Source organism: Vibrio sp. UCD-FRSSP16_30, from assembly GCF_001676025.1.
Lineage (GTDB): Bacteria > Pseudomonadota > Gammaproteobacteria > Enterobacterales > Vibrionaceae > Vibrio.
In genome coordinates this window covers 58,333-84,953 of sequence record NZ_LZFW01000007.1, presented here as the reverse complement: position 1 = coordinate 84,953, position 26,621 = coordinate 58,333, and the positions used below count along the sequence as shown (strand labels likewise).

General features: G+C 40.6%; 27 protein-coding genes. 15 read left to right on the top strand and 12 right to left on the bottom strand.

The features are described from left to right. The first annotated feature begins 280 nt into the window (after positions 1 to 280). Positions 281 to 466, top strand: coding sequence for a hypothetical protein (locus tag A9260_RS17010; RefSeq protein WP_197485254.1), 186 nt, complete (start codon positions 281 to 283; stop codon positions 464 to 466). Further along, complete coding sequence (locus A9260_RS05615) at positions 435 to 893, top strand: hypothetical protein (RefSeq protein WP_020198212.1); 459 nt, start codon at positions 435 to 437, stop codon at positions 891 to 893. Before A9260_RS17010 ends, A9260_RS05615 begins: the two co-directional genes overlap by 32 nt. A gap of 154 nt (positions 894 to 1,047) precedes the next feature. Here A9260_RS05615 and A9260_RS05610 read toward each other — a convergent pair whose 3' ends face one another. The 9 genes from A9260_RS05610 to A9260_RS05570 all read right to left on the bottom strand — a co-directional run bounded on the left by A9260_RS05610 (position 1,048) and on the right by A9260_RS05570 (position 9,699). Continuing rightward, positions 1,048 to 1,518 carry an RES family NAD+ phosphorylase gene (locus tag A9260_RS05610; RefSeq protein ID WP_068697028.1) on the bottom strand — a complete coding sequence of 157 codons (471 nt, stop codon included), beginning with the start codon at positions 1,516 to 1,518 and terminating at the stop codon, positions 1,048 to 1,050. Beyond that, the gene (gene parS, locus A9260_RS05605; protein WP_068697027.1) at positions 1,518 to 1,970 is read right to left on the bottom strand and encodes a type II RES/Xre toxin-antitoxin system antitoxin; all 453 of its coding nucleotides are present in this window, start codon (positions 1,968 to 1,970) and stop codon (positions 1,518 to 1,520) included. The genes A9260_RS05610 and parS overlap by 1 nt, the downstream gene beginning before the upstream one ends. Before the next feature lie 304 nt (positions 1,971 to 2,274). Next, a complete protein-coding gene (locus tag A9260_RS05600) occupies positions 2,275 to 2,772 on the bottom strand; it encodes a GNAT family N-acetyltransferase (protein ID WP_068697025.1) in 498 nt (165 codons plus the stop codon). Beyond that, the gene (locus A9260_RS05595; RefSeq protein WP_068697024.1) at positions 2,769 to 3,041 is read right to left on the bottom strand and encodes a type II toxin-antitoxin system TacA family antitoxin; all 273 of its coding nucleotides are present in this window, start codon (positions 3,039 to 3,041) and stop codon (positions 2,769 to 2,771) included. The genes A9260_RS05600 and A9260_RS05595 overlap by 4 nt, the downstream gene beginning before the upstream one ends. Before the next feature lie 201 nt (positions 3,042 to 3,242). Further along, complete coding sequence (locus A9260_RS05590; RefSeq protein WP_068697020.1) at positions 3,243 to 4,865, bottom strand: phosphoethanolamine transferase; 1,623 nt, start codon at positions 4,863 to 4,865, stop codon at positions 3,243 to 3,245. A gap of 206 nt (positions 4,866 to 5,071) precedes the next feature. Further along, a complete protein-coding gene (locus tag A9260_RS05585) occupies positions 5,072 to 5,644 on the bottom strand; it encodes a ZrgA family zinc uptake protein (RefSeq protein ID WP_068697011.1) in 573 nt (190 codons plus the stop codon). Positions 5,645 to 5,936: 292 nt separating this feature from the next. Beyond that, positions 5,937 to 6,365, bottom strand: coding sequence for a universal stress protein (locus tag A9260_RS05580; RefSeq protein WP_068697032.1), 429 nt, complete (start codon positions 6,363 to 6,365; stop codon positions 5,937 to 5,939). Between the two features lie 141 nt (positions 6,366 to 6,506). Next, positions 6,507 to 7,400 carry a LysR family transcriptional regulator gene (locus A9260_RS05575; RefSeq protein WP_068697003.1) on the bottom strand — a complete coding sequence of 298 codons (894 nt, stop codon included), beginning with the start codon at positions 7,398 to 7,400 and terminating at the stop codon, positions 6,507 to 6,509. A gap of 220 nt (positions 7,401 to 7,620) precedes the next feature. Beyond that, positions 7,621 to 9,699 carry a DUF4962 domain-containing protein gene (locus A9260_RS05570; RefSeq protein WP_068696994.1) on the bottom strand — a complete coding sequence of 693 codons (2,079 nt, stop codon included), beginning with the start codon at positions 9,697 to 9,699 and terminating at the stop codon, positions 7,621 to 7,623. Between the two features lie 649 nt (positions 9,700 to 10,348). On the opposite strand from A9260_RS05570, the gene hpf reads away from it, so the two are divergent. After that, positions 10,349 to 10,705: a ribosome hibernation-promoting factor, HPF/YfiA family gene (gene hpf, locus A9260_RS05565; RefSeq protein ID WP_068696993.1), complete on the top strand. Its 357-nt coding sequence runs from the start codon at positions 10,349 to 10,351 to the stop codon at positions 10,703 to 10,705. Positions 10,706 to 10,818: 113 nt separating this feature from the next. Here the strand turns inward: hpf and A9260_RS05560 are convergent, their stop codons facing one another. After that, complete coding sequence (locus A9260_RS05560; protein WP_082957065.1) at positions 10,819 to 13,410, bottom strand: GH92 family glycosyl hydrolase; 2,592 nt, start codon at positions 13,408 to 13,410, stop codon at positions 10,819 to 10,821. 416 nt (positions 13,411 to 13,826) lie between these two features. Between A9260_RS05560 and A9260_RS05555 the strand changes: the two genes are divergently transcribed. The 4 genes from A9260_RS05555 (at position 13,827) to A9260_RS05540 (ending at position 17,543) form a co-directional block, all read left to right on the top strand. Beyond that, entirely contained in the window at positions 13,827 to 14,267 is a 441-nt protein-coding gene (locus tag A9260_RS05555) for a PTS sugar transporter subunit IIA (RefSeq protein ID WP_068696992.1), read from the top strand. Further along, positions 14,263 to 15,633, top strand: a complete 1,371-nt coding sequence (locus A9260_RS05550; protein WP_068696989.1) for a fructose-specific PTS transporter subunit EIIC — start codon at positions 14,263 to 14,265, stop codon at positions 15,631 to 15,633. Before A9260_RS05555 ends, A9260_RS05550 begins: the two co-directional genes overlap by 5 nt. 261 nt (positions 15,634 to 15,894) lie before the next feature. Continuing rightward, complete coding sequence (gene manA / locus A9260_RS05545; RefSeq protein WP_068696987.1) at positions 15,895 to 17,106, top strand: mannose-6-phosphate isomerase, class I; 1,212 nt, start codon at positions 15,895 to 15,897, stop codon at positions 17,104 to 17,106. A gap of 257 nt (positions 17,107 to 17,363) precedes the next feature. Then, positions 17,364 to 17,543, top strand: coding sequence for a hypothetical protein (locus A9260_RS05540; RefSeq protein ID WP_068696983.1), 180 nt, complete (start codon positions 17,364 to 17,366; stop codon positions 17,541 to 17,543). Between the two features lie 72 nt (positions 17,544 to 17,615). On the opposite strand, the gene A9260_RS05535 is transcribed toward A9260_RS05540, so the two are convergent. After that, positions 17,616 to 18,734 (bottom strand): DUF3541 domain-containing protein, encoded by a 1,119-nt coding sequence (locus A9260_RS05535; protein ID WP_068696981.1) that lies wholly within the window; start codon positions 18,732 to 18,734, stop codon positions 17,616 to 17,618. Between the two features lie 393 nt (positions 18,735 to 19,127). Continuing rightward, positions 19,128 to 19,610, bottom strand: a complete 483-nt coding sequence (locus A9260_RS05530) for an arginine repressor (protein ID WP_068696979.1) — start codon at positions 19,608 to 19,610, stop codon at positions 19,128 to 19,130. Positions 19,611 to 20,188: 578 nt separating this feature from the next. Between A9260_RS05530 and A9260_RS05525 the strand changes: the two genes are divergently transcribed. The 8 genes from A9260_RS05525 (at position 20,189) to atpD (ending at position 26,621) form a co-directional block, all read left to right on the top strand. Further along, entirely contained in the window at positions 20,189 to 20,590 is a 402-nt protein-coding gene (locus tag A9260_RS05525; protein WP_068696978.1) for a hypothetical protein, read from the top strand. A gap of 1 nt (position 20,591) precedes the next feature. Continuing rightward, positions 20,592 to 21,359: a F0F1 ATP synthase subunit A gene (atpB, locus tag A9260_RS05520; protein ID WP_068696977.1), complete on the top strand. Its 768-nt coding sequence runs from the start codon at positions 20,592 to 20,594 to the stop codon at positions 21,357 to 21,359. A 46-nt stretch (positions 21,360 to 21,405) separates the two neighbouring features. Further along, positions 21,406 to 21,642, top strand: coding sequence for a F0F1 ATP synthase subunit C (gene atpE, locus A9260_RS05515; RefSeq protein WP_004730405.1), 237 nt, complete (start codon positions 21,406 to 21,408; stop codon positions 21,640 to 21,642). Positions 21,643 to 21,707: 65 nt separating this feature from the next. Next, positions 21,708 to 22,178 (top strand): F0F1 ATP synthase subunit B, encoded by a 471-nt coding sequence (locus A9260_RS05510; protein WP_068696976.1) that lies wholly within the window; start codon positions 21,708 to 21,710, stop codon positions 22,176 to 22,178. A gap of 11 nt (positions 22,179 to 22,189) precedes the next feature. Beyond that, positions 22,190 to 22,741: a F0F1 ATP synthase subunit delta gene (locus tag A9260_RS05505; protein ID WP_068696975.1), complete on the top strand. Its 552-nt coding sequence runs from the start codon at positions 22,190 to 22,192 to the stop codon at positions 22,739 to 22,741. Positions 22,742 to 22,750: 9 nt separating this feature from the next. Then, positions 22,751 to 24,292 (top strand): F0F1 ATP synthase subunit alpha, encoded by a 1,542-nt coding sequence (gene atpA / locus A9260_RS05500; protein ID WP_068696973.1) that lies wholly within the window; start codon positions 22,751 to 22,753, stop codon positions 24,290 to 24,292. A 45-nt stretch (positions 24,293 to 24,337) separates the two neighbouring features. Further along, positions 24,338 to 25,207, top strand: coding sequence for a F0F1 ATP synthase subunit gamma (gene atpG / locus A9260_RS05495; protein WP_068696972.1), 870 nt, complete (start codon positions 24,338 to 24,340; stop codon positions 25,205 to 25,207). A 28-nt stretch (positions 25,208 to 25,235) separates the two neighbouring features. Then, the gene (gene atpD / locus A9260_RS05490) at positions 25,236 to 26,621 is read left to right on the top strand and encodes a F0F1 ATP synthase subunit beta (protein WP_068696971.1); all 1,386 of its coding nucleotides are present in this window, start codon (positions 25,236 to 25,238) and stop codon (positions 26,619 to 26,621) included.

The following is a 26,621-nucleotide window of genomic DNA, read 5'->3' as shown; positions in this document are numbered from 1 at the left end:
GACCGCAGTCGTATTTAAGGCGTAATACCTCTTTGATTTTATTCATTGGAGTTCTCTTTTTGGCCATTATCGCTTCCTTTCCTTCTTGTTTTAGAAGTAAAGGATAGCGAGCTATTGATTTAAAAGAGAAAAAGGAAGGATTTCGGCCATTACGATCGCAGTTTTCGCTATTCCGATCATCGATTTCGGAGTTAGGTTAAAAGTGATCTGATAATCGCGGAATCAGCGATCGGTTTAAACCGAAATGGGTGATCGGATAATCCCGAAATGGGTGATCGGAATGCTCCGAAATATGCACAGCTTTTACTCAAATGATATAGACCAGTGTTTTTTGGTGGGTGAAGATTTTAATAAAGCCAACTTTGAAGAGTTTGTCGTCAAAGAAATAGAAGCTTATTTACAGCCAGAAAACCTAATTACTAGCAAAGAGCAATATGACAGATTTAGAGCTTTACTCACAAATTAATGAAACTCTCAGTATCCTTGTTTGGCCAGCCGTCACCTTGGTTGTATTGATTGCGTTTAAAAAAACAATATCGGGTTTATTGGCAAGAGCTGCAGGTTTGGAGGGGCAAGTCGGTGATGTTTCGTTTAAGTTATCTCTTCAAGAGCTAATGCAAGACAAAGTAACTGAAGCTGCGCAATTAAAAGCTGATGGTAAGGAAGAGGAGGCTGACTCCCTCATCAAAAGTAGTAGCGAGATAATTTCAAGTTTATATGGGTTATCAAATTCTGATATTGACGAGTTAATTTCACTATCGCTTGGAGAAGCGCCAAAAAGAAAGTGGGGCAAAACCCATTTGGTTAGGGCGGGCTTAGTTGAATTACAAGGCGGTAAGTTAACGAATAATGGCAAAATTTTGGTAAATAAGTACTTGAAACAAGATACATAACAAGCATTTAATAGTGATTCCCAACGCATGGCATTTTTCATTCCATCGTTGGGTTTTGTGTTTATGGTGTCTGGTTAAGTGTCGTGGTAGCGTTGCTCACACCTTAAGTTAGGGCTCATACCAACCTAAGGAATGTCTCTATGAGTCTGGGAACCTATTTGAAAATTCGAAGATCAAATCCAAACTCTAGCTTTTCATGATTCTTAAAGCTAACCGCCATTGATGGATGATTTGGATTAACTACATAGTTATTGTCTCTGGGGGAAATCGTTGATGGTACTTGTAGGGCGGCATATTGGGGCTCAACCGTATTAAGAAACTCATCACCAATTTCCTGTGTTTCTTCACCTGCCGGAATGCTTCTCCATGTTTCAGGTAAATCTTCCTCGTCCAGTTTTACAATAAGCTCGTCTGGTACTTCTATGCGATACAGATCGTATTGGTCAACTATGTTTGGGTCATTATTCACATGAACAAATACTTCCAATGAGCATAAAGATTCTGATTCAGCGAAATACAAAGCTTCAGTGCCTTTGGAGTTCCACCTGCCTCCATAAAGTTTTGCTCCTGCGGGGCTGAAAGGTGTATCCGCAAATTTTTTCTGTGTTAGACGGTAAAGCTTCATTACGAGAAAACCCCGTGTTCAACTCTGCCGATAAGATCTTTCACAATTTCAAAGTCTACAGTAGTCGATACCATATCTAATGGTCTTTTTCCGCCTAAACCATAGACACTTTCACGCATCCACTCTAGAGCTCTTTTCTCATCATTAAATAACTCGGTAGCTAACTTAATGAGCATCGCTAATCTATAAATAGCATCGCTTTCTTGTGTATTAAAGCGTTCCCCATTTTTAAGTCGGCGTTTGATTGTACTTACTGGGATATGCGTAACAATGTGAAATTCACTTTGAGATAGCTTTGTCCTTTCTATAATATTGCGGTATACATTTGGTTTAAACCCTTGGTGCACGGCATCTGTTCGTGCAGTTTTTGCATCTTCAATCCCAAGGCTATACCAGAAATTTGTTTTGTTGCCTCGTTTCGGCTTAAAACTTTTTAGCTCAACAGTCGCCATAGCAATTCTCCAGATTTGAGTCCATATGACCCTAATATACTGGCTCAAATGGTCTAATAATGCAATGGCAGTTTAAACAGAGCCCTAATGGACTCTATTATCTTGTGACTTAAGAGTGTTTACTCCCTTAGTGTGTTCTCGCATTATTAAATCTGAAGTTTATCGCGATAAATGGGTCATATAGGCTTAGTGATCTGGTGTTGTTTTGCGCTGTTCATCATGTTGTCTCCAGTATAAACATCTAAAATTAGAGGGTACTGAAAGTATGGATGATGAAGGTTCTTTTCTGCCGCCTAGCGGTTAACTAGCCTAAGCTTGCTCTTACATCTGCAATGGTGATAAAGAGTTTGTTTTCAGCGTCTTGAAATGCTTGAAAACCATAGCGTTCATAGAAATCTTTTGCTCCGTCTTTGGCATCAACGATAACAACTGGAAATGCCACGCTATCACTAGCAACTAATAGCTTTTTGAGTGCGTCGATAAGCAGCCACTCACCAAAGCCTTTCCCTTTGTATCGGTCATCGACAGCAAGACGGGCAATCAGACCACCCGAGGTGGATGATAGGTGCTTTTTTTGTAACTTATCAGGCAATGCCTGTAAGTCAATTGGTGTCATTGTTAGCGTGTAAAAGCCGATGACATGTGAGTTGTCGTTATCATCTTCCAAAACAAACGTTCTGGTATTGTCCTTCTTTGCTTGCTGACTCGCCATTAGTTTTAAGTAATTATTGAGAGCTTCGATGCTACAGTTGAATCGGTTTCTATCGTGTTTAGATTTATCTAGAAGTACCGTATTCATCATTGAGCTTTTCTCTCGTATCGATCAGCAGCAGCTTTTAGTTTTGAGTTCTGTGTTGTAGGGCGGTCTAAAGCTTCCATGAGCAACATAGCATCGGCTTGGCTCAGTTTTAAAGCTTGTTCACGTTCGATGACTTGTTTAGCTTTTTCGATTGCAGCGCTTAGAACAAACGAGTTGATGCTAGACATACCGGCGATCGCGGCAGCTTTAGCAAGTAAGTCTTGTGTATCGACATCAACTCTAGCGGTGATGCGAGGCAAAGTAGTCGCCATAATGTTATCTCCTGTTGTGTCAAAATGTCACATGGATATTATGCTGTTAAAGTGTGCAATAAGCAATCTCTGTGTCACTTTGGCACGCAAGTTAAAGAATAAGGATAAGTGTCGCCCGGCCGACACTTTATCTGGATGGTGAACACCTTATGTAAGCTCTATCTAATCAAAGCCATTACCTAATTCAACAGCAAGCTTTGATTATTGTGCGGTAGGGCGTTTAAAAAAGATGGAATCTTTGTTAGCACATTCCGTTGTTTGAACTTCCAATAATGACAGCACCGAGCAGTAATAATTGTCTTGTGAAAAGGCCATATCCTTATTTTTTACTACGTCTTCATACTTGAAAGGTGAAGAATCATTTAACCACGCAAGAGCGGCGACATGTTTTTGTACTTTTGGTGCAAAAGCATACGGCATACCGTGTAGATAGATATCATCCTCACCCAGTGACTCGCCATGATCACTCATATACAGCAGTGCGGTCTCATATTGTGTTGAATAGTTATCGAGCCAATTAATACTTTGATCGATGAAATAGTCAGTGAATAATATGGTGTTGTCATAAGCATTGATGATTTTTTCACTTGAACATTTTTCCAACTGATTGCTTTTACACACTGGTGTGAATTTCTCGAACTTAGCAGGGTAACGTTTGTAATATTCTGGCCCATGACTGCCCATAGAGTGCAGTACTACCACTATATCTTGGTTAGAGTGTTGCTTTACGTAGTCATCTAGACCAACCAACATACCGGTATCACGACATTCTGGGTCACAGATAGTATTGAGCTTTGAGGACCTATAGCCTTGATACTCAACTCGTTCTGCTACTCCTTTTGATGACGAGTTATTATCGCGCCATAAAATCGCAACATTATTGGCTTTTAAGGCATCTAAAGCATTCAGTTCGTCATAGATTGATTTGCTGTTAAAGTCTTTGCGTTTATCGGGTGAAAACATGCAAGGAACAGATACCGCGGTTGATGTCCCGCAACTCGTCATATCTGAAAAACTGATCACACCTTTGCGTTTACTTAGTAGTGGGTTGGTTTCGCGTGAATAGCCATTTAACGAAAAGTGATCGGCTCGACCTGTTTCACCCACAATGAGTATGATGAGGTTATGCTTATTTTTATTGGCGTGAACAACTTTAGCATCAGAGGCAAGATTGAGCATTTCACTCGCAGGTTTGAGTAAGTCTTTGTGATTATGCTTAAAATATTTTCCGGCAGAGTAGATTGGAAATAATGGCGCAGAGTAAAATCGGACGCTTTTATACTCACGAAAGAATGAAGCGTAGTTTGCAGAAAATGGCACCATTGATAATAAAATGATGAAGATGGCCAATATAATAGAGAGTATTTTAGCTCTAGACTCAAGCAAGATGGATTGATAATTAATCGATGATCTAAAAATGAGAAAAGTAGGCAGAACAGCGCCAGCGACAATAACAAAAATAAGCTCGACTGATAGCAGACCAAAGGCTTCAGCGCTGTCCGTTTCCAGCATATTCTGCAACATGGTTTTATCGATAACCACGCCATAAGTCCACGAAAAATAAGCCGCACTTGCGCCAATAAAAAAACCAAGACTAAGAACAATCTTGGTAAATAACCGCCCGCCTAATAGCGAGAATACCAATGCATGAGCCGCAACCAAGAAAACACAGACACTGATAAGAAAACCAGTGTTTCCGTCATTAATTGGGAAGGCTTGGGTAAAGTGTTTAAAAAAAGCCCAGTTGAATAATGCTGAAAATAAAATGGCGCACAGCCATATCAACCGATATTGTGGCGTTATCATGCGTGAGAATGCTTTCATTAAGTAACCTCCATACAGCGCTAGCTGCGATTCTACAGCTAATCCCGTCACTTTAAGTAAATGAACCAAACTATCTAGGATGATCAGTGACTTACTACGATTGGTATAAGTATGTCGCAAAATAACAAGCTTGCATGATAATTTACGAAGGTAAAACTAAGATTGTATTTGCCATGCATTGGTGAGCGAGCACGATGTGTAAAACATTAGTTGAAATGAATCACCGTATGCTGAGGATCAAGAGACAGTGCTAATTGACCCTGTTCACCAATGTAGTTCACAGTGATCACTTTGCTATTAGTAAAGTGATCAAACCAATGCACTGCTATTTGGTTTAATTGTTGTGGGGATTGGCAAGTGAAGTGATATTGAATATCAAAGTTATTATGAGTGTTATGATCTACAAATGGGTTATGTACGGCACTGTTTTGTTCAGTTGCCACATCTGTCGGTGGCAAGCTTTTAAAGGTTTGCACAGTACTATCTGAAACGGTGCATTGTGCTTGCTGATTAATAGAGACAATAGCATTTGGCTGCTGCAATATCTGCATGGCATTCGCCATTACTTTAGCTTCATCCGCTGTATTGACATCATGCTCAAATCCGATGACATCCATTCCTGGTGAGACAATATCGATTAATAAGTCATTATTGTCTTGGGCAACATCAAATAGTACATAACCATGTACATGTGCTCCATGCTGTCGAAAGCCTTCAGAAAAACACGAATTAGAGATGACTAGGCTAATAATGAAACCAATAATGCGGATTTTCGACATGAAGTAGCCATTTTAAATGATCAGTGACAAAGTACTAACTGTGATTTACAGCGTGGTTATGTCATGTGAAGTAAAGATGGCATCATAACATAACGCCAGTCGTTAACGTGATAAGGGATGGGTTGCTTATTTGTTTGTCTGGGTCGTTGAGTTATTGGGCGATTGGTGTGACCCAAAAATAAACGCCACATAGAAGACCGATTAGCTAAATCGAAAATTAAGTGACGTTTGTATGGTTTGCTGTTTTAAATGACACTAGCAGTGCTTATTTGCTATGACTTTAGATAAGCAGCTAATCGTCTTTTAAAGGTACAACTAAAATATCAACCGGCGAGTTGTGAATGAGATGTTTGGAGTAGGAGATGATACGACTCCAAAAATCATGGTGATGCCCACATACTAGAAGGTCACAACCGTATTGGCCAATGGTCTGCGGTAGTTTGTCACTGAGATCGCCAGTACCAATAAGGAAATGCTTGATAGGTTGCTCAATACCATCGGTGAGCTGTTTCAGCTTCTCTAATGACACCTGTTTAATTGGCGGTTGTTGTTTATCCGTTTGAATATCGATTAATTCAGGATAAATTTCCCCATGTGACCCATCAATATGAACAAATGAAACATCAGCATCGAACACTTTAGCCAATGATATCGCGCGATCAATGACCAGTTTACTGTCTTCTGATAGTTCCAGAGCGACTAAAATATGTTGGTATTTCATAATGGCACCCCCCATGTTAGATAACACTATTAAGCATAGTGGTATTTAACAAAAAAGAGTGCAATTGAAGTCTCAGAATGACAATTAACCATAAAATAAGCAGGGTTATTTGTTTTAAGACAAAATACGCGATGGATACGCTTAGTTTAATGTCTCTTTGAACTGATTGAACCCTGCGACGATGGCATCAATAACCACTTGCTGTGCATTGGTTTTTCTCGCTCTATAGCGGTATACCAACGAAATATCTCGGCTAGGGAATTCATAGTCACTCATCCACTCAACTAACTTACCGCGCTTCAGGGCGTCCTCAGCAATGAATTCTGAAACAAGAGCAAAGCCAAAGTTATCTGTTGCCATTTCCACGACAGATTGCGCGCTAGTGAGTGAGATTTTAGGGTAAAGCTTCACTGTCTCAAGATTTTGAGTGTTGGTGTTATAGCCTGTGATCGTTTGATGTTGCAAATGGGCGATGTAATCCAACTCTTTTAGTTGAGCCAGTGTCGTTGGTGGTGTTGATTGAAACTTAGGTGATGCCACGACTTTGAGATTAATCGACATGAGTTTTTTGGCAATGAGATTACTGTCTGGAAGGTCGCCAACGAGTACTCCAATATCGGCATCTGAATCCAAGGTCGATGTATCTGATGCAGGAATGAATTTCAGCTTTAACTTAGGATATTTTTTCAGTAACTCTTCCATTTTTTCTTTAATGAAGTACTGATAAACAAAATCGGTACAGTCGATAGAGACTCTTCCAGAAATATCATTTTTATCATTATTGATGTTATCAATTTCTTCAGCAAGATTGAGGAAGTGAGGGGCGAGTCGATGGTAATATTGCTCACCAGTACTGGTTGGGTACAAGCTGGTTTTTGAGCGAATAAATAGTTTAGCGTTGACGTCTTCTTCTAGAGTAGAGATGCGTCTGCTTACCGTTGATAACGGTATTTCAAGCTCTTCACTTGCGGCTTTCATACTGCCTAATTTTACGACTTGGCAAAAGATATAAAAATTATCGAAGTGTTTAGCCATCTTGTTCCTCGGCATCTCTAACAGATTGTTTTTAAACATACAGCACCGATGTCAAAGTTTCGAACAATAATTTATAAATAAGTCACATTATTCAAGTGTATGCTCAATATTGATACAATCATGGCTGCGTATTTCGTCAGAACAGAATATTTGATGTAATAAAAAAGGCCCTAGATAATCTATCTAGGGCCTTTGCTAATTAGCTTAACTTATCGAAGAATTAAAGTTCGATAGTTGCTGTTTCGCCATCTACTGTTAGTTCTAGCGTGTTGCCAACTAACTTGTGAGACACTTCAATTTGCTCACCGTTGTTCTTATTAGGAACAAGTAGAGTCAGAATGTTGTGCTCTTTAGATGCTTTGAATTCCACTTCAACGTGACGGTGGATTTCTAGACCTTCGTATTCGTATGGGTCTACTTCACCGAAGCCTTCAACATTTTTCACAGAAGTGATGTTGTCTGCTGACTCGTTGATGAAGTTAACATCAAGGTGCGCATTTTCACCACGAATAGTGAATGACTTGTCAGCCACTTCGTTAGTGTAAGTTGTGTGCATTAACCAAGTCATGTCTTTCTCTTCAGAAAGAGTTGCCTTGTCTTGCATTACAAATACTTTACCTTGAACAAACCAAACTTTACGTTTGTAAGATTCGATTTCTGGAACAAAGAATTTGTATGATGCAGTTGCATCACCTTCAACCATTTTGATATCAGATTCAGTATCGTAATCGGTGATGTTACCACCAGCTTCGATACAGTAACGGTCTTGGTGACCTTCAAACTTGGTGTTTTTGTTCTCGCCGTACTGACCTTTACCACCGAATAGAGGAAGGTTTTTAGAGAACGTATGACGACGCCATTTAGTATGCATGTCCACACCGAAACCACCGTAGTAGCCAGTAACAGACGCAAGAGTTTCGCCAAATGCATGTAGAGTAAATGCGTTTTGATCACCATGAGAGTGGCTGATAGAGCCAAATGGAGAACACTTGAATACCATGTGGATGTGTTCGTCACGCTCAGTCATCTTGTTGTGGAATGCAGCCCAACCAGTGATTGGGAATACTTTCAACAATGGATCGTTTGAAGGCGCTTTCTCTTCTGGTGCATCCCAAAGGATGTTGAAACGAAGATCGTCGTAGCCGAAGTCCCACCAACCGAAGTTGTAGAATTTAGTGTGCGCTTCAGTATCACGGCCTTTAAGTTGGTTGTAGTACCAAACGTATTCTGGTTTTTGGTTAACACCAGCGTAGTGCTTGATGTTGTAAGCCAGTTTTAGACCTGGGAAATCACCAATTGAAGACTGGTCACAGAAGCTTGCGCGCTTAGAGTGAACAGGCATGCAGTATAGTGGGAAGTCACCTGTGTTTTCGTAGAATGTTTTGTTAAACATGTCTACACCACAGTAAGCTTTCAATAGGTCAAATGCTTCGCCTAGGAATGCAGTTTGTGTGTTCCAGTAGTCAGGACCTTCAGCCCAACCGCCGTCTTCACCGCCCCATGGTGGGTAATGTACTGCGTAGTACTCTAGTGCGTATGCGATGTATTCGCCTGCTTTAGGGTGATCGTGGTAAAGCGCGATACACGTTGGGATAATAGCAGAAGAAATTGAACGAACACCGTGGCTGTTAAGTGGGTTGTTCAGTAGGTCAACCGTCACTTTAAGGTGGTGCATGATTTCGTCTAGACGAGTGATCAGTGCATTTTTAACAATTTCACGTTCTTCGTCAGTGAAGTGCGCGTTTAACCAGTCGTAACCCCAAGCCATAGCTGCAACAACACGGAAAGCCGCTTCGTCATTATAGCCACGAGATGTAACGCCATCTGGATCGTAAGTTGCAAGTTTTAGAGTCCAAGCTTTCGCTTTTGCAATAAGATCTTCGTCGTCGTTAACAATACCAGCAATAGATAGGTTACGAGTCGCGTTCATTGCCATTTGGCAATCTACGTACATTTGACGCCAGTAAGGACGCCAAAGAGAAGCTTTACCTACTGTTTCTGGTGGGTAAGCTTGAGGCTCTTCAAATGGTGCTGTTTCATAGAACTTCTCAGTAGAGTTCTTGATGAAATCATCGTACATGCAGTAAGAAGGATCAGCTTTTACTTTAGCTTTAAATTCTGCAAGGTCTGCACCTTGTACTAGAAGACGTGGACGTGCTTCTGAAAGAGTGTCTAGAAATGAAAGGTCAAAGTCTCTTTTCTGTACTTCAATCGGTAGAAGGTCAACTAGGTTACCAGCTGACGTATCATTCTCTAGCTTCATCTTTCTGATGGCATCAAGTGCTTTATCGTTGCTCATACGAACTCCCGTGAATAAATCGTAGTGTTGGGGGAACAAATAAAAAATTTTTATAAAGCTTATTGTAATACAATTAAGCTTCAATCTCGATTAGCATTTTTAAAAATAATTTGTTTTGTGACATTCTCCGCAGGTCGAGATTTTCTTTATAGCCACTAAACGGACAATATGCCGTTACTTTTACACCTTATTTGCGTAAAAAAACAGTTTTAATCATTAAATAGCTTGTTTCTTTTTAAATCAGAATTCGAGGTGTTTTAGTGGTGATGACTTCTTTATGCACTTGATTTTATTGATAGTGTTTGCTGTAGACGCTAGAAGTTGTTGCGGGATAAATTCAATGAGGAAATATTTTTAGTAAAATGAGGAGGGAGAGGCCCATCTCCAAACCGAACAAGTACTCTGTATGCCAGATATACTCTGTTACATTAAAGTTTTTGCTAAGTTATGAGGTCTGTTGCATTAGGTTTTTACGTTGAACTTTCCTTTGCGACCAATATATTCGGTCGGACAAATGCAGATTCAAGGGGTAACGAGAATAATATTTAATAACACAGAAGTCAGTCACAGATGTCTAAGCTAATTGTTGGTGAACCTCGTTAATCTTTGCTAAGTTTTAAGACACAGAGTGATAAGAAAGGTATAGACAATGAAAGTAAATATTCAAACACATCATGTATCAGTTACCGAAGATTCACGCAAAGAGATCGAAAGTAAGTTCGATAAAATTGAAAGTCACTATCCTCAATTGATCAGTTGCGACATTATCATTACTAAAGAGCATGGCCATCACGAAGTGGAAATTTTCACCAACTATGAAGGTGTCAGAGTTTCGGCAAAATCAAGCAACGACGTTATGTATCCAGCCATTGCAACGACCTTGAAAAAACTAGAAACAGGGCTGCGTAACCGTAAAGGGCAATTAAAATCCGATTTGCATGAAAAGCCAACCAGTACTAAACCAGAAATTGCTTCAGATATTATTCAGGAAATGAAGTTGGTTTAACTTAACTCGCTAGATTTTTAAAGGGCAGCATTATTATGCTGCCTTTTTTAATGACAAAAAACAGGCTAGCATTGTGCTAGCCTGTTGTATTTATAGCCATTACAGTAACTTAATTATGCGCCTTTAGTGAGTTGTTCTGGCTTCATGGCTTGTTTGACATCATCGGTCATCACAAAATGAAGGGTGCCACCTGCTTTTAATTCTGCAAAATCAAAAGTGAAGTTTTTGTGCAGAGATTTACCATTAATGGTCACTGACTTAATGTACTTATTGTTAGCACTATTATTGTCAGAAATAATGGTGAATACACCGTCTCCCATAGGCACTTGTACCTTATCAAAGATAGGGCGTGCTACGGTCAACACAGGATCGGAGCCACTGACTTGATATAAGCCCATAGCAGACATGACATACCATGCAGACATTTGACCCACATCTTCGTTACCCGCAATATCACCGTGACCTGTTCCATATAACGTGTGTTGAATTTGGTCTACTACTTCTTGAGTGTGCCATGGTTCACTCGACCAGTTATACAAGAAAGGAATATGGTGTGATGGTTCGTTGCCAAATGCCACTTGCCCAATCATCCCGGTCATATCAGCAGTTTTAGTACATTCAGAAGCATCAGTGCTAGTACATTGATTAGAGAATACTTCGTTAAGGTTACTTAAGAAATCATCATTGCCGCCCATAACTTGTTTTAAACCCTCAACATCTTGAGGTACAAACCAAGTCCACTGCCATGCGGTGCCTTCAGTATAATCTCCTGTTTCATGTACGGTTTGATATGGATGGAACACACCATCATCAGAGGTAGACCAGTCACCTTCTGACCAAATTGGGCGCATGAATCCCGTCATATTGTATTTTTCTTGCCAGTTTTCATTTGCATCGTTTGGATTCGATGCGTTCCAGTATTTATGCCAGTACTGCGAACGACGCTGATAGGTTTTCACTACGTCATCGTTATGTGCCGCTTTTGCTATGTTGACAATGGCATGGTCAAAGTTGGCCATTTCTAAACCATAGGATACGGATTCGTTATTTCCATTAGGATGACCTTTGGCCGGGACAAAGCCACATAAAGAGTCTTTTGCTGATGCTAATGGGTCACACTCTGCGGTGGTAGGCGTACCATCTGCAAGCTGTGAGCCGTCAACAAACTTCAAGTTTGGTTTTTGTACGCTGCCGTAATTTTCCCAGCCATAATCATTGACTTCATCTTCACTCTTATACACAGATGAGCGCAGTGCGGCTTCAAGAGCTGTTTGTTTTTCTTGGTCGGTAAATTGATCGGGGAACTTAGTAATGGCATCGGCAATGACGGCAACAGCAGGGTAGGCCACCATGGTACCTGTGTAATCACCGTGTAGTTCCCATTTAGGCAAGATGCCACCTTCTTGGTATTTTCTAACCAAATCTTTGGCGAGTTCAACGGCATGTTTTGGCTCAAGAATGGTTTTTAGTGGGTGTAAAGCGCGGAATGTATCCCACAATGAATAGACACTAAATACGGGTGAGTCTGCAGGTGCTTGTTTAATCTCTGCAAAGTTACCACGATCCATTGTGCGGTATTGACCGTCTGAGTCTTGGAATATATGTGGTGCAACGTTGGTGTGATATAGCGCGGTATAGAAGGTGGTTAACTCATCTTTAGTACCACCGGCAACTTTTGTTTCATTGAGTTTTTTATTCCATTCAGCCTTAACGTAGGTTAATGCTTCATCGAAAGTTCGCGTGGCATCTTTATCAAAGTTGTTTTCAGCGCCTTGGGCGCTAGTGTAGGAAATCGCAACTTTGGCATTGATGGTATGCTCTTTCACTGAGTCAGCCGATGTATTGAAATCAAGAACGAGTGCGCCGTCTTCGGCCCACTCATCATCTTTATGGAATACAGGGTTATCGACAAAATCATGATCAAATTGAACATAAAAATAAACCGTTTGTTCAATGGTGCCAAAAGAGCGGAATGTCTGCTCTACGCGAACAGTACGATTATCGACCACTTCAGTTTTATTATAAGCATAATCTTTATTAAAACTATTTAAGACCAAGCTTACTTTTTTATTTGCCCCATCTTTAAAAGTATATTGGTGATAACCAATACGCTCAGTTGCGGTTAATTTTACATCAATATTACCTTCTTTAATTTGCACATGATAATAACCCGGTGACGCATCTTCAGTGGTTTTATTTAGATGTGGACGATAGCTTTGTATAACCACATCGTTCGGCATACTTTCAGTGGTAAATGGCAGCATTTGGAAGTTATCTAAGCCGCCAATACCGGTTCCGCTCAAAGCGGTATGACCAAAGCCTATTAGCGTATCAAAGTCGTCATAATATCCAGAACAAACTGCCCACCAGTCTTTTTTCATATCATCGGTAATCGGTGTCATTTGAATCATACCATTAGGCGCTATAGCTCCTGGATGAGTATGGCCTGTTTTCGCTGTGCCGATGAAAGGGTCAACATATTGAGTGAGATCAGTTGCAGGTAACAGCTCTGGGGTCGTGACTTCATTTTTAGTTTGATCTTTATTATCAACGGTTTGTGTCGTCTTAGCGGCTTGTGTTGCATCAGTAACCTTGGGTGTAGTTACTGATGCAGCGTGTTCGGATGCGTTGTTGTCATGACATGCTGTTAATCCACCTAGAGCAACAACAATAGATAGTGAGAGCAAACTAAGATTATGTTTCACAGTAACTTCCTTTTCTCATTATAGAGTTTGTGTATTTATGCTTGATAAATATTAAGGTATTACAAATAAGAACCCTTTCTAAATAGCATGGAGCTATTAATCAACCGGCAAATTTAGTCAGGTAGATAAATATAATTAATATAAACTAATTTAATAATACAAATAGTCATTGGAATATTATTCAGTTTTATTCAATGTTATTTGCGTCTGATTTAAATTGGCATTTAAAGTATTTGTAATGTGATTGTCTTTCTGTGATTTATATCTCACGGAGATGTTCACTGTGACGTAAATTAACATTTCATTTTTGAATGATGCTACAAATTAATTAATGTGACTTGTGCGACATTATAATATTCGTTTTAACCATAGTTTATAAAGCAATTCATAAGTAGACTAAAACAAGGCTTTACCCTATGATTAAAAAATTAATAAATATAAATCTTATTAACCTAAATATAGTTTCAAATAATAAGGAAGATTTATTTAAAGAGCTTGCCTTACCGTTGCTTAAAGAATCTAAGATTAAAGATCTGGATGTATTTCTTAAAGGAATACACGCTCGCGAAGCGCAATGTACAACAGCAACTGAAGGTATTGCTTACCCACATTGTAAAAGTGATACGGTTATTTCACCTGCTATCTCTGTTGGTATTGCTCCCGCTGGCATTGAGTATGGGCAGGATGATGACGAACCTAAACCTCAAGTTTTCTTCATGATTGCATCTCCGGCAGACAGTGATTATCACATCCAAATTCTAAAAGCTCTATTCGTCAAATTTGACTCTGATTTTGTCGCTAAGTTGTGCAGTGCAACTTCACCACAAGACACTCTTAATATAATTCTAGAGGATTAATATCGTGACTACACCAACTCTATCTCGTCTTAAAGGACACCTATTATTTGGTACTTCCCACATGCTTCCATTCATTGTGGCTGGGGGAGTTTTGTTATCCATTGCTGTCATGCTATCTGGTCGAGGAGCGGTGCCTGACAGTGGTATTTTGGCCGATATATCAACAATTGGTATTAAAGGTTTGGTTCTGTTCCCTATCATTTTAGGGGGCTATATTGCTTATTCAATTGCAGATAAACCCGCTCTTGCACCTGCGATGATTGCCTCTGGACTCATGTCTGATATTGGCGGTGGTTTCTTAGGATGTATTGTCACAGGTTTTATTGCCGGTTATGTCGTTAAACAACTGAAAAAAATCCCGATACCGGCAAATATGAAAGCATTAGGTGGCTTCTTTTTGTACCCACTAGGCGGCACATTACTGACTTCTGGTATTGTACTGTGGGGGATTGGCGAGCCAATTAAACTGGCTATGGGGGCAATGAACTCAGGCTTAGCAAGTATGGCAGGAACAGGTAAAATCGCTCTTGGAGCATTGCTTGGTGGTATGACTGCGTTTGATATGGGTGGCCCGGTAAACAAGGTGGCAACTCTATTTGCACAAACTCAAGTCGACACACAACCGTGGTTAATGGGTGGCGTTGCGATTGCAATTTGTACTCCACCACTAGGTATGGCATTAGCCACTTTCTTATTCCCTAAAAAATTCAATACTGCTGAAAAAGAAGCCGGTAAAGCGGCTGTTATTATGGGTTCAATTGGTATCTCAGAAGGTGCAATTCCGTTTGCTGCAAACGATCCACTGCGTGTATTACCAGCGATTGTTGCGGGTGGTGTAGTTGGTAATGTCATTGGCTTTATGGCGAATGTGTTATGTCATGCCCCTTGGGGTGGCTTAATCGTACTACCTGTCGTTGAAGGTCGTATATCTTACATTATCGGTATTGTTGCGGGTTCACTGACTACAGCCTTGATTGTTGGACTTTGGAAACCCGTTGTAACTGAAGAAGATGATACAGCTTTGGAACCTGCTACCGAGAATCTAGTCACTAATACATCAGGAAATACTTCAGGTTTGCCTGATATTGTCGCGGTATCTTGTTGTCCTTCAGGTGTTGCCCACACCTTTATGGCAGCAGCGGCTTTGGAAAAAGCGGCTAAAGCTGCAGGCATTATTATAAAAGTGGAAACACAAGGTCAAGATGGTATTCAAAACCGTATTACGGCTGAGGATATCAGACACGCTAAGAAAGTGATTTTGGCACATGATATTCAAATTAAAGAGGTAGATCGTTTCACTGGTTTAGAGACAGTTGAATGTTCAACCAAAGATGCAATGAAAAATGCATCAGCTTTATTTGCTTAAATAAATCAACCCTCGAATTAGTGAAATAATTCGGGGGTTATTTCATGTTTCCTTATATTGAATTCAACTTAATAGCGCAGCAAGCTTTCCATTAATTACTCTTTATTCGTATTTTTAATCTACCAAGCATTTGGTCGAGCGGATTTTTTCGCCTGGAATTTATGAGTTTTAATTAGTCCAGTGCCCTATTTGCTAGCCAGAAATAAAACTATTTTAGAAGTTCTAGCCAGTTGCATTCGATCTGATATCTGAGATCACGTCATGCATAAAAGTCTATTTAAATTAAACAATGTTATTCAAAATTACCCTTGGGGTAGTAAAACGTCCATAGCAACACTTTTTGGCTATGAAGATCCTGATCATCTTCCGCAGGCAGAAATTTGGATGGGTGCTCACCCTAATGGCTGTTCTAAGATTTGTGTCGATACTAAGGAAGTTCTACTTTCTGAGTTTATTTCAGAAAATAAAAGAGGCGTTCTTTCTGGGAAAACAGCGGCTCGATTTGGTGAGCTACCTTTTTTATTTAAAGTGTTGGCCGCAGGTAAAGCGTTATCGATTCAAGTTCATCCAAGCAAGTCTGAAGCGGAAGCGGGCTTTGCCATGGAAAACGCCAAGGGCATTGATTTAAAAAGCAGCTGTCGAAACTATCGAGATCCCAATCATAAACCCGAATTGGTCTACGCCCTTACGCCTTATCAGGCGATGAATGGTTTTCGAGGGTTTAATGAAGTGGTTTCGTTATTTTCAAACTTAGTCGATCAAGTTGAAATACCGGATGTCGAAAGGTTGTTGGTTACTTTTGAAGCAAATCGACACTCTAAAGGCTTGAAAGCTTTTTTTACTGGGATTTTGTCATTAGAGGGGCAAAAGAAGACAACGGCAATTGATGCATTGTTGAAATATTGCAGACAACATCAACAACCTAATATTCAAAATAATGTTCCAGCGCTTATCCTTGAGCTTGGTAAAAGTTATCCAGAGGACATCGGTTTATTCGCTCCAATGATGTTAAATGTTCTGACATTGAAACCGGGAGAGGTGATGTATCTGGATGCAAGAACGCCGCATGCGTATTTAAAGGGGACAGCTTTAGAGGTGATGGCTAATTCTGATAATGTGTTGCGTGCGGGCTTAACCCCTAAACATATCGATATTGATGAACTGGTACGTTGTACGTCTTTTAAAGCAAAACCCAGAAATACCTTAATACTAGCTCCTTCTATTAAAGGTAATCGATACTGCTACGCAACACCGGTATCAGATTTTAAATTTGATTGCTTTCAAAGTGGCGAAAATGAGCATATCCAAATTAATAGCGCTGAGATTCTATTTGCAATTGATGGTGACGTGAGCATTTCTTGTATTGCAGGTGAATCGATTTATTTGAAGAAGGGTGAATCCGTCTTTATCCCCGCTTACGTTAAATTTTACACCTTGAATGCGAGTGGACGAGTGGCAAGAGTTTATAACTGAGTTTATATCGCGGTGCGATTGGTTTTACAGATAAAAGGTCAGGCTATTACTGTATTAGTCTGACTTGTTTTGCGGAGGCTAAAGGGCAAAAATCGCTCTGTTTATTGATTGAATCTTAAGTCAAAAAGTGATCAATATTCAAATTTCGCGAAGCGAATTAACATATGTCACACATTTCACATTAAGGTCTATATTTATCCTGCATTGATGCATAACCTAATGATATACATTAGCAAATTCAAAGGATTGAGGTGCTTATGCGTTGTGAACGAGGTTTTATCAACGGATTAAAACAGGGAATGAGTCTTCTATTTATTGCTCTGACAGTGTTATTGCTAGCAGAGTATTTTCTTCATGGTCTCAATCAATCAATTGTTGCCTTTGGCTACGTTGATGAGTTGATAGGTGGCATCCCTGTTGGGATACATATCGAATAGCTTATTTGTTATTTGTTATTTGTTATTTGTTAGGGCTTCATTAGGTTCGTCATTTACCAGAAAGTACTGTACTTACTTAGAGTGCGAGTTGCTGATGGGAAAGGCAGTACGTAATCCGAAGGGAAGCGTTTTAAATAGATGTGGCAGATTTGATGTGTTGGGACCCATGGTGGGAGTATGCCAATCTAGCAATAAAATCGCCAACACATTACGGTGTTCTCCCAAATTATGATTTAGGCTTCCTTTTGGCGAAGGTATGATGCCTTCATTGTCATCTATAGAGGCGTAGATAGCTTGTTGTGTTATTGCAACAACAGGATCATTGTCTAATCCAGCCAGAAGAAAACTAACCCCCACCTCTGCAATGATGTCTTGTTTGCTGTGATTGATAATTGTATTAATATTTTTCCTGAAATAATCGAACACCCATTGATGATCTTGTTCATTTATCTGATGTTGATAATAGCCAGAATCGGCAATCACAAGATGGGTCATGCCGTAAATCTTATTCATATATTGCTGCGGCGATAAGGTGTGGTCTTGCTCATCAGGGTAGGTACTTTGCAGCGTATGTGTATACAGCTCTACATAATCCCCCAAATGTAACTGCTTTAACCAATACGCTTGATTGGCCAATTGTGCCGCCCACGCTTTTGTCATGGATTGATCGGTAAATAAGGTGTGAAACGGATACTGTTTGAGCTTTTGACGAAATTGTTGATCGCTTGTGTGCTGTAAGCCGTAGCTATCAATTCTTGCCATATAACGAAGCAGATCCAGTGCAATAAAGAAGTACTCTGGCTTATCTGCTGTGACTTGTAATCGTCTATGACTGAGCTCACTTTGGTGTTGGCGGTATTCATCTAATCTGGTATTAGCATACTGCTTGATTTGTGTTGCTGAATCTAAGTGGCGAGATAGATAATTAAGCTTAACGGATGCATCAAGAATGTTTTTGGAAATAATGTCTAAATACTTAGGGTCTTGTGTCTGCCTAAACATTCGCAGTGCAAAGTGTTCTTGTTTGTATGGGGTAAGGGTAAGCAAATCTTGCTCATAAGTGCGTTTGATGGTGTTAGAGGCGAGTTGATAAGATTGTGAGGGTGTGCAACGTAGATGCCAATACATACTGCCACTGGCAATGATAATGAAGACAAGTGTCCCTACCCAATAGCATCTTTTTTTCGTCATACAGTGAACAGCCTTTAGTTATAGGGCGAACGCATGAGTGAACACTTATCGACCAATCATGTACATCATCTCCACAAGACGCCGTGAAATCATCCTTGATGGCTTCATTGTGGCATCCATGCCACAAATCCATGTAACAAAGACTGGTTCCTATAATGCTCATGATTTTGTTCAAATAACGTTCGTGATCTCACCCAGCCTTTAGCTACCGATGAAAGTCGAACCCTCTGTTATTCTAGAATAACTTTTGTTGTCTATATATAGACAACAATCATAGTGGGTGAATTTAAAGTGTAGATAAGGTCTATTACTGAAAGATCGGCAGAGGCTGTAACAGATTTTGTTTAGCGGATAAGTTCGGTTGCTATTAGAGAAGCACCGAACAACCCACATTTAGTGAAAGTCGAGAATACTCAATACCGTTGCTTTACTGCGTTCTATTTGTTCCACATCTTTAGGGATCACTAACACGGTATCATCTCCAGCAATTGAGCCGAGTATGCTTGGATCGGCATCAAAGTCGATCAGTCTTGCGATTAATTGTGCGCTACCGGGTTTCGTTTTTACCATAATGACCGCTTTATTATGTTCTACGGTGTCAATTTGAGAGGCAATGGACGAATTAAAACGTATTGGACTGCTCTCCGGCGTTAAGTAGTACACTTTTTTACCAACCGAATTAGCTACTTTTATGACACCTAGCTGGCAGAGTAGACGTGATACTGTCGATTGGCTAATACCTGAAAAGCCGTGTTCGATAAGGCTTCTTCTTAATTCACTTTGATTATAAAAGCTCTTAGTTTGCAGTAATTGCTTACAGACGCTTTCTAATGTTTTTTCTTTGTTATGAATACGATTTAACGTGATTGCGTCCATGAGGGTACCTATTAGTAGGGCATAAAATGTATAGATGTATTGCGTGCGGATAATAACATTGAAACAGTGGGTAGTATTTGAACGAGATCACCCTCTAGGAATATTTAATTTTATTAATCAATGGCTTATATATGCAATTGGGTTGCTATCTAATGTGGATTTATATGCATGTAAAATAAAAAATCATCGCATTTCAACAGTAAAATACCCACTTAACTCCAGATTTGAATTATTACATTTCATTTAAGTACACCTAGTTGTTATTTCAGTTTTGTCAACTTTAATAAGAGTCAATGCTCATAAGCTTGGGTTATTTATGACCGCATCTAGGCTCAGATACCATATGTTTCATAATAAAGTGACACGATTATCATAAATGGAATAATTGATGTCGATATTTGGTGTTTTGATCACGGTATTTTAAGCGTAACTTAATCATATCGAAGCAATAGCCAATAAGTTTTATATGACTATCTTCGTGGGGATATATAAAGAGTAGCCAAGAGTCAGTTTCTAGGAACGAGTTAACTTTCGACTGTTCTTTATATTAAGTTGAACTGCCAAATACGAGGTTTATTATGAGGCTGGATGGAATCAGTAGCGACATTATTGTTGCTGCAAAAAGAGTTGTTCTTTGCCAAGTAGTATTAGCCATCGGTGTAGTTTTATTTGAAGTTATTTTCGGTAATAAAGTAGATATGGAATCTGCGGTATTGGGTGTCGCAATTGCGATGGTTCCACCGCTAATTGGTTTTATGTATGCAAGCCTTAAAGTTCAAAAAAATCCTAATTATAGCTTGCGCGAACTTATGCAAATGAGTCGTGTAGTAAAAATTATATATACGTTTGTAATGTTTATCCTAGCATTCCGATTCTTCGGCTTGGATAACCCAGTTATTTTAGAAGCGTATGTAGTAGCTATGATTGGTTATTTCTTTGCACCATTTATTATCGGCTCACATCAATCGGAGTATGCGTAATATGGAAAATATTACTACAGCTCACGAATATATTGAGCATCACTTAACTTTCTTAACTACAGGTGATGGTTTCTGGGCATTTAACATAGATTCTATGTTGATGTCTTGGATCACAGGTTTACTTTTCATTGGCGCATTTCGATATGTTGTAACTAAAGGCACCAGCGGTGTTCCTGGACGTTTTCAATGTCTTATCGAGATCACTTTTGAGTTTGTAAATAATCTAGTAAAAGAAATTTTTCAGGCAGAAGATAAATTGATTGGTCCACTGGCATTAACCACCTTTGTTTGGGTGTTGTTAATGAATGCAGTTGACTTACTACCTATCGATTTAGTTTCGCAGCTTACTCAAGCAATGGGCTTTACACACTTTAGAGACTTACCGACAGCGGATGTAAACGTTCCAATGTCGATGGCACTAGGTGTATTTATTCTGCTTTTAACTTACACATTCAAACACAAAGGACTGAAAGGGTTTATTAAAGAGTTAACAACTCAGCCATTTGATAATCCGCTTTTATACCCAGTAAACCTTGTTCTTGAATTAGTAACGTTAATCTCAAAGCCAATATCACTAGGTTTACGATTATTCGGAAACATGTACGCAGGTGAAATGATCTTCATCCTGATTGCATTAATGCCATGGTGGATGCAATGGGCACTCAGTGTTCCATGGGCTCTATTCCACATCTTAATCGTTTTCTTACAAGCATTTATTTTTATGGTTCTAACCATTGTCTACTTAGGTATGGCAACAGAAGAACACTAATAATTCACACAGATTTAATTAACAAATTTATATATCGGAGATACAAATGGATATCGTAAGCGCAGTTTTATATGTAGCAGGTGCACTATTGATTGGTCTTGGTGCGGCAGGTGCGGCATCTGGTATCGGTAACTTGGCTGGTAAATACCTTGAAGGTGTTGCACGTCAACCTGATCTAACTCCAATGCTTCGTACTCAATTCTTCATCATGATGGGTCTTGTGGATGCTGTACCGATGATCGGTGTTGGTATCGGTCTATACATCATCTTCGCAGTAGCTTAACTCAATCTCAATAAGCTTAAAAAAGATCGATTTATAAGTATTCAGATTAGTTTAGTGAGGAAGGTATGAACTTAAATGCAAGCATGCTCGGACAAGCAATCTCATTCGTGATTTTTGTTTGGCTATGTATGAAATATGTATGGCCACCTCTCACAGCGATGTTAGACGAGCGCCAAAAAGAAATTGCTGAAGGCCTACGCCATTCAGAAAATGCAGCTAAAGAGTTAGAAATAGCTAAAGCAAACGGCGCTCAACTCATCGAAGATGCGAAACGCAATGTGACTGAAATGGTAGAACAAGGCAACAAACGCCGTAGTGAAATCATTGGTCAAGCTCAGCAAGAAGCTGAACAAGAAAAAGCACGCATCTTAGAACAAGGTAGAGCCGAACTAGAAGGCGAGCGTCAAAAATTACGTCAGGAACTTCAGGCGAAAATGGCAGACGCTGTAATTGAAAGTGCACAGAAGTTGATTAGTAAGAACCTGGATTCAGCAGCGAACCGAGCTCTAGTTGATCAATTGATAAGCGAAATCTAAGCGGAGGCAATATGTCAGAGTACACCAGTATTGCTCATCCCTACGCCAAAGCATCGTTTGACTTTGCTTTGAGCGAGAACAAGCTACAAGAATGGCAACAAATGCTGTCAGTTCTTGTCGCTGTGACAGAAGAAGAAGCTATCGCAAATATAATTTCTTCAGCGCAAGGTGCAGGCGCACAGCAAGCCGAAGGGCTGGCCGACATCATTATTGAGGTTTGCCAAGGACTCGTTGACGATCACGTCGTAAATCTAATTAAAGTCCTGGCAGAATATGGTCGTCTTTCAGTTGTAAGAGAGCTGTTCGTACTGTTTACCGAGCTTAAGGATGAACATGAACGTGTTATTCCTGTCACTGTCACAAGCTCAGAATCGCTTACACAAGAGCAGGTTGCGTCACTTACTGTCGCACTTGAGAAAAAATTAGAGCGTCGAGTTGAACTAGAACAAGTTCTCGATAACACAATGGTAGGTGGGATTGTCGTCCAAGCTGGCGAAACAATCATCGATGGTTCAGTGAACACATCAATTAGCCGACTAGCTAGTCAACTTCACGCGAGATAGGTAACAGATATGCAATTAAATTCAAATGAAATTAGCGATCTGATCAGAGAGCGTATCGCAAAATTTAATGTGAGCACTGAAGCTCGCAATGAAGGTACTATCGTCTCTGTTCGTGATGGCATCATCACAATCAATGGTCTTGCTGACGTAATGCAAGGTGAGATGATTGAATTGCCAGGTGGTAAGTTCGCACTAGCGCTTAACCTTGAGCAATACTCTGTAGGTGCCGTTGTAATGGGCCCTTACACTGAACTTTCTGAAGGCATGAAAGTTAAAGGTACTGGTCGTATCTTGGAAGTACCTGTTGGTACTGGACTGCTAGGTCGTGTGGTAAACACACTTGGTGAGCCAATTGATGGTAAAGGCGCAATTTCTTTCGATCAAATGAACCCTGTAGAAGTTATTGCTCCGGGTGTAATCGAACGTAAATCTGTAGACCAACCAATCCAAACTGGTTATAAAGCCGTTGATACTATGGTGCCAATCGGCCGTGGTCAGCGTGAGCTTATCATCGGTGACCGTCAGACTGGTAAAACAGCGATGGCAATCGATGCAATCATCAACCAAAAAGACTCTGGTATTAAGTGTGTGTACGTGGCTATCGGCCAGAAAGCATCAACAATTGCTAACGTAGTACGCAAACTTGAAGAGCATGGCGCTCTAGCAAACACTATCGTAGTTGTTGCATCAGCGTCTGAATCAGCAGCACTTCAATACCTTGCGCCTTACGCAGGTTGTACCATGGGTGAATACTTCCGTGACCGTGGTGAAGATGCACTGATCATTTATGATGATCTATCAAAACAAGCAGTAGCTTATCGTCAAATTTCGCTACTTCTAAAACGTCCACCGGGTCGTGAAGCATTCCCTGGTGACGTATTCTACCTCCACTCCCGTCTTCTAGAACGTGCCGCTCGTGTAAACGAAGAGTACGTAGAGAAATTCACTAACGGTGAAGTGAAAGGTAAAACAGGTTCATTAACTGCTCTACCAATCATCGAAACTCAAGCAGGTGACGTATCAGCGTTCGTACCTACTAACGTAATCTCAATTACAGATGGTCAGATTTTCCTTCAGACTCAACTGTTTAACTCAGGTTTACGTCCAGCGGTTGATCCAGGTATCTCTGTATCACGTGTTGGTGGTGCTGCTCAGTGTAAGATCATTAAGAAACTGTCTGGTGGTATCCGTACCGCATTGGCTCAATACCGTGAATTGGCAGCGTTTGCTCAGTTCTCATCTGACCTAGATGATGCAACTCGTAAACAGCTTGACCATGGTGAACGTGTAACTGAACTGATGAAACAGAAACAGTACGCTCCAATGTCAGTAGCAGCTCAAGCTATCGTTATCTTCTCTGCTGAGAAAGGTTACCTAGCGGATGTTGAACTTTCAAAAGTTGGATATTTCGAACAAGAGTTGTTGGCTTATGCAAATAGCCAAAACCCTGAATTGATGGCAACCATCAATGAGAAGGGCGACTACAACGACGAAATTGAAGCGGGTCTACACGAGATTCTGAAAGGTTTTGTCTCAGTGAAATCACTGTAAAGCTCTGGTTTGTTGACTAGAAATCGAAACAAATAGGAGCAGATAATGGCAAATACTAAAGAAATTCGCACCAAGATAGGCAGTGTTAGTAACACTCAAAAAATCACCAGTGCAATGGAGATGGTTGCGGCAAGTAAGATGCGTAAAGTTCAAGATCATATGGTGCAAACTCGCCCATATGCCGAGAACATGCGTCAGGTTATCTCTCATGTCGCGTCGGGTTCGTTGGAATACCAACACCCGTACCTTCAACAGCGTGAGCCAAAACGTGTTGCGTACATCATCATTTCATCTGACCGCGGCTTATGTGGCGGCTTGAACAACAACTTGTTCAAGAAAGTATTGGAAGAGATGCAGCAGTGGCGTGAAAAAGGAGTTGAGGTCGATACCACATTAGTGGGTTCAAAGGCTATTAGCTTCTTCCAACGTGGCGGCAACGTTGTAGCACAAACCGCAGGCCTAGGTGACACTCCAAAATTGGAAGACATCTTGGGTACAGTGAACGCGATGCTAGAACACTACGATGAAGGTAAGATTGACAGTTTGTATTTGGTTTACAACAAGTTTGTTAACACCATGGTGCAAGAGCCAACGACAGCACAATTGCTGCCACACCCTTCAGATGTAGAAGCCGATGCAAATGCAAAAGAATCACGTCGCTGGGACTACATCTATGAGCAAGCACCAAAAGACATTCTCTCTGAGTTGTTACACCGATATATAGAATCGCAAGTGTATCAAGGCATTGTAGAAAGCATTGCGTGTGAGCAAGCAGCCCGAATGGTAGCCATGAAAGCGGCCACCGATAACGCCGGTCAACTGATTGAAAATCTACAGTTGATATACAACAAAGCGCGTCAGGCTGCCATTACCCAAGAACTGAGCGAAATTGTCTCAGGCGCCCAAGCGGTCTAGGGTTTGAAAAGAATTTGAGGATTTAGACATGAGTGTTGGAAAAATAGTTAAAGTGATCGGTGCGGTGGTTGACGTCGAATTCAGCCACAATAACGGTCCTCGCGTTTATGACGCATTGAACGTAAAAGGCGACGAATTAGGCTCGCTAGTGTTAGAAGTTCAACAACAAATGGGCGGCGGTATCGTTCGCTGTATCGCGATGGGTACCTCAGATGGTCTTCGTCGTGGTCTTGAAGTTGAAAACACAGGTTCTCCAATCACAGTTCCAGTAGGTGAAGAAACGCTTGGTCGTATCATGAACGTACTGGGTCACCCTATCGATGAATGTGGTGAGATTGGTCAGAAAGAAAACTACGAGATTCACCGTGCAGCGCCTTCTTATGAAGAGCAAGCAAACAGTACTGAACTACTAGAGACTGGCGTTAAGGTTATCGACCTTATCTGTCCATTCGCTAAAGGTGGTAAAATCGGTCTGTTCGGTGGTGCTGGTGTTGGTAAAACAGTAAACATGATGGAGCTTATCAATAACATTGCTAAAGCTCACTCAGGTTTGTCAGTATTTACTGGTGTTGGTGAACGTACTCGTGAAGGTAATGACTTCTACTACGAAATGAAAGATGCAGGCGTTCTAGACAAAGTTGCCATGGTGTACGGTCAAATGAACGAGCCACCAGGAAACCGTCTACGTGTTGCGCTTACCGGTCTTACTATGGCTGAGCGTTTCCGTGATGAAGGTCGTGACGTACTGTTGTTCATCGATAACATCTACCGTTACACACTTGCGGGAACAGAAGTGTCAGCACTTCTAGGTCGTATGCCTTCAGCGGTAGGTTACCAGCCTACACTGGCAGAAGAAATGGGTGTGCTTCAAGAGCGTATCACTTCAACTCGTCAAGGTTCGATCACTTCTATCCAAGCGGTATACGTACCTGCGGATGACTTAACGGATCCATCGCCAGCAACAACGTTTGCTCACTTGGATGCAACAGTTGTATTGTCTCGTAACATCGCAGCGCTAGGTCTTTACCCAGCAATCGATCCACTAGACTCAACTTCACGTCAGCTTGATCCTCAAGTTGTTGGTGAAGAGCACTACAACATTGCACAAAAAGTTCAAACAACGCTGCAACGTTATAAAGAACTTAAAGATATCATCGCTATCCTAGGTATGGATGAGCTATCTCAAGAAGATAAGCAAACTGTATCTCGTGCTCGTAAGATTGAACGTTTCCTAACTCAGCCTTACCACGTAGCAGAAGTATTTACAGGTCAAAAAGGTGTGTTCGTTCCTCTAAGCGAAACTATCTCTGGCTTTAAAGGCTTGCTAGAAGGTCAATACGACGATATCCCAGAACAAGCATTCTTGTACTGTGGTTCAATCGACGAAGTGCTTGAAAAAGCGAAATCTATCTAA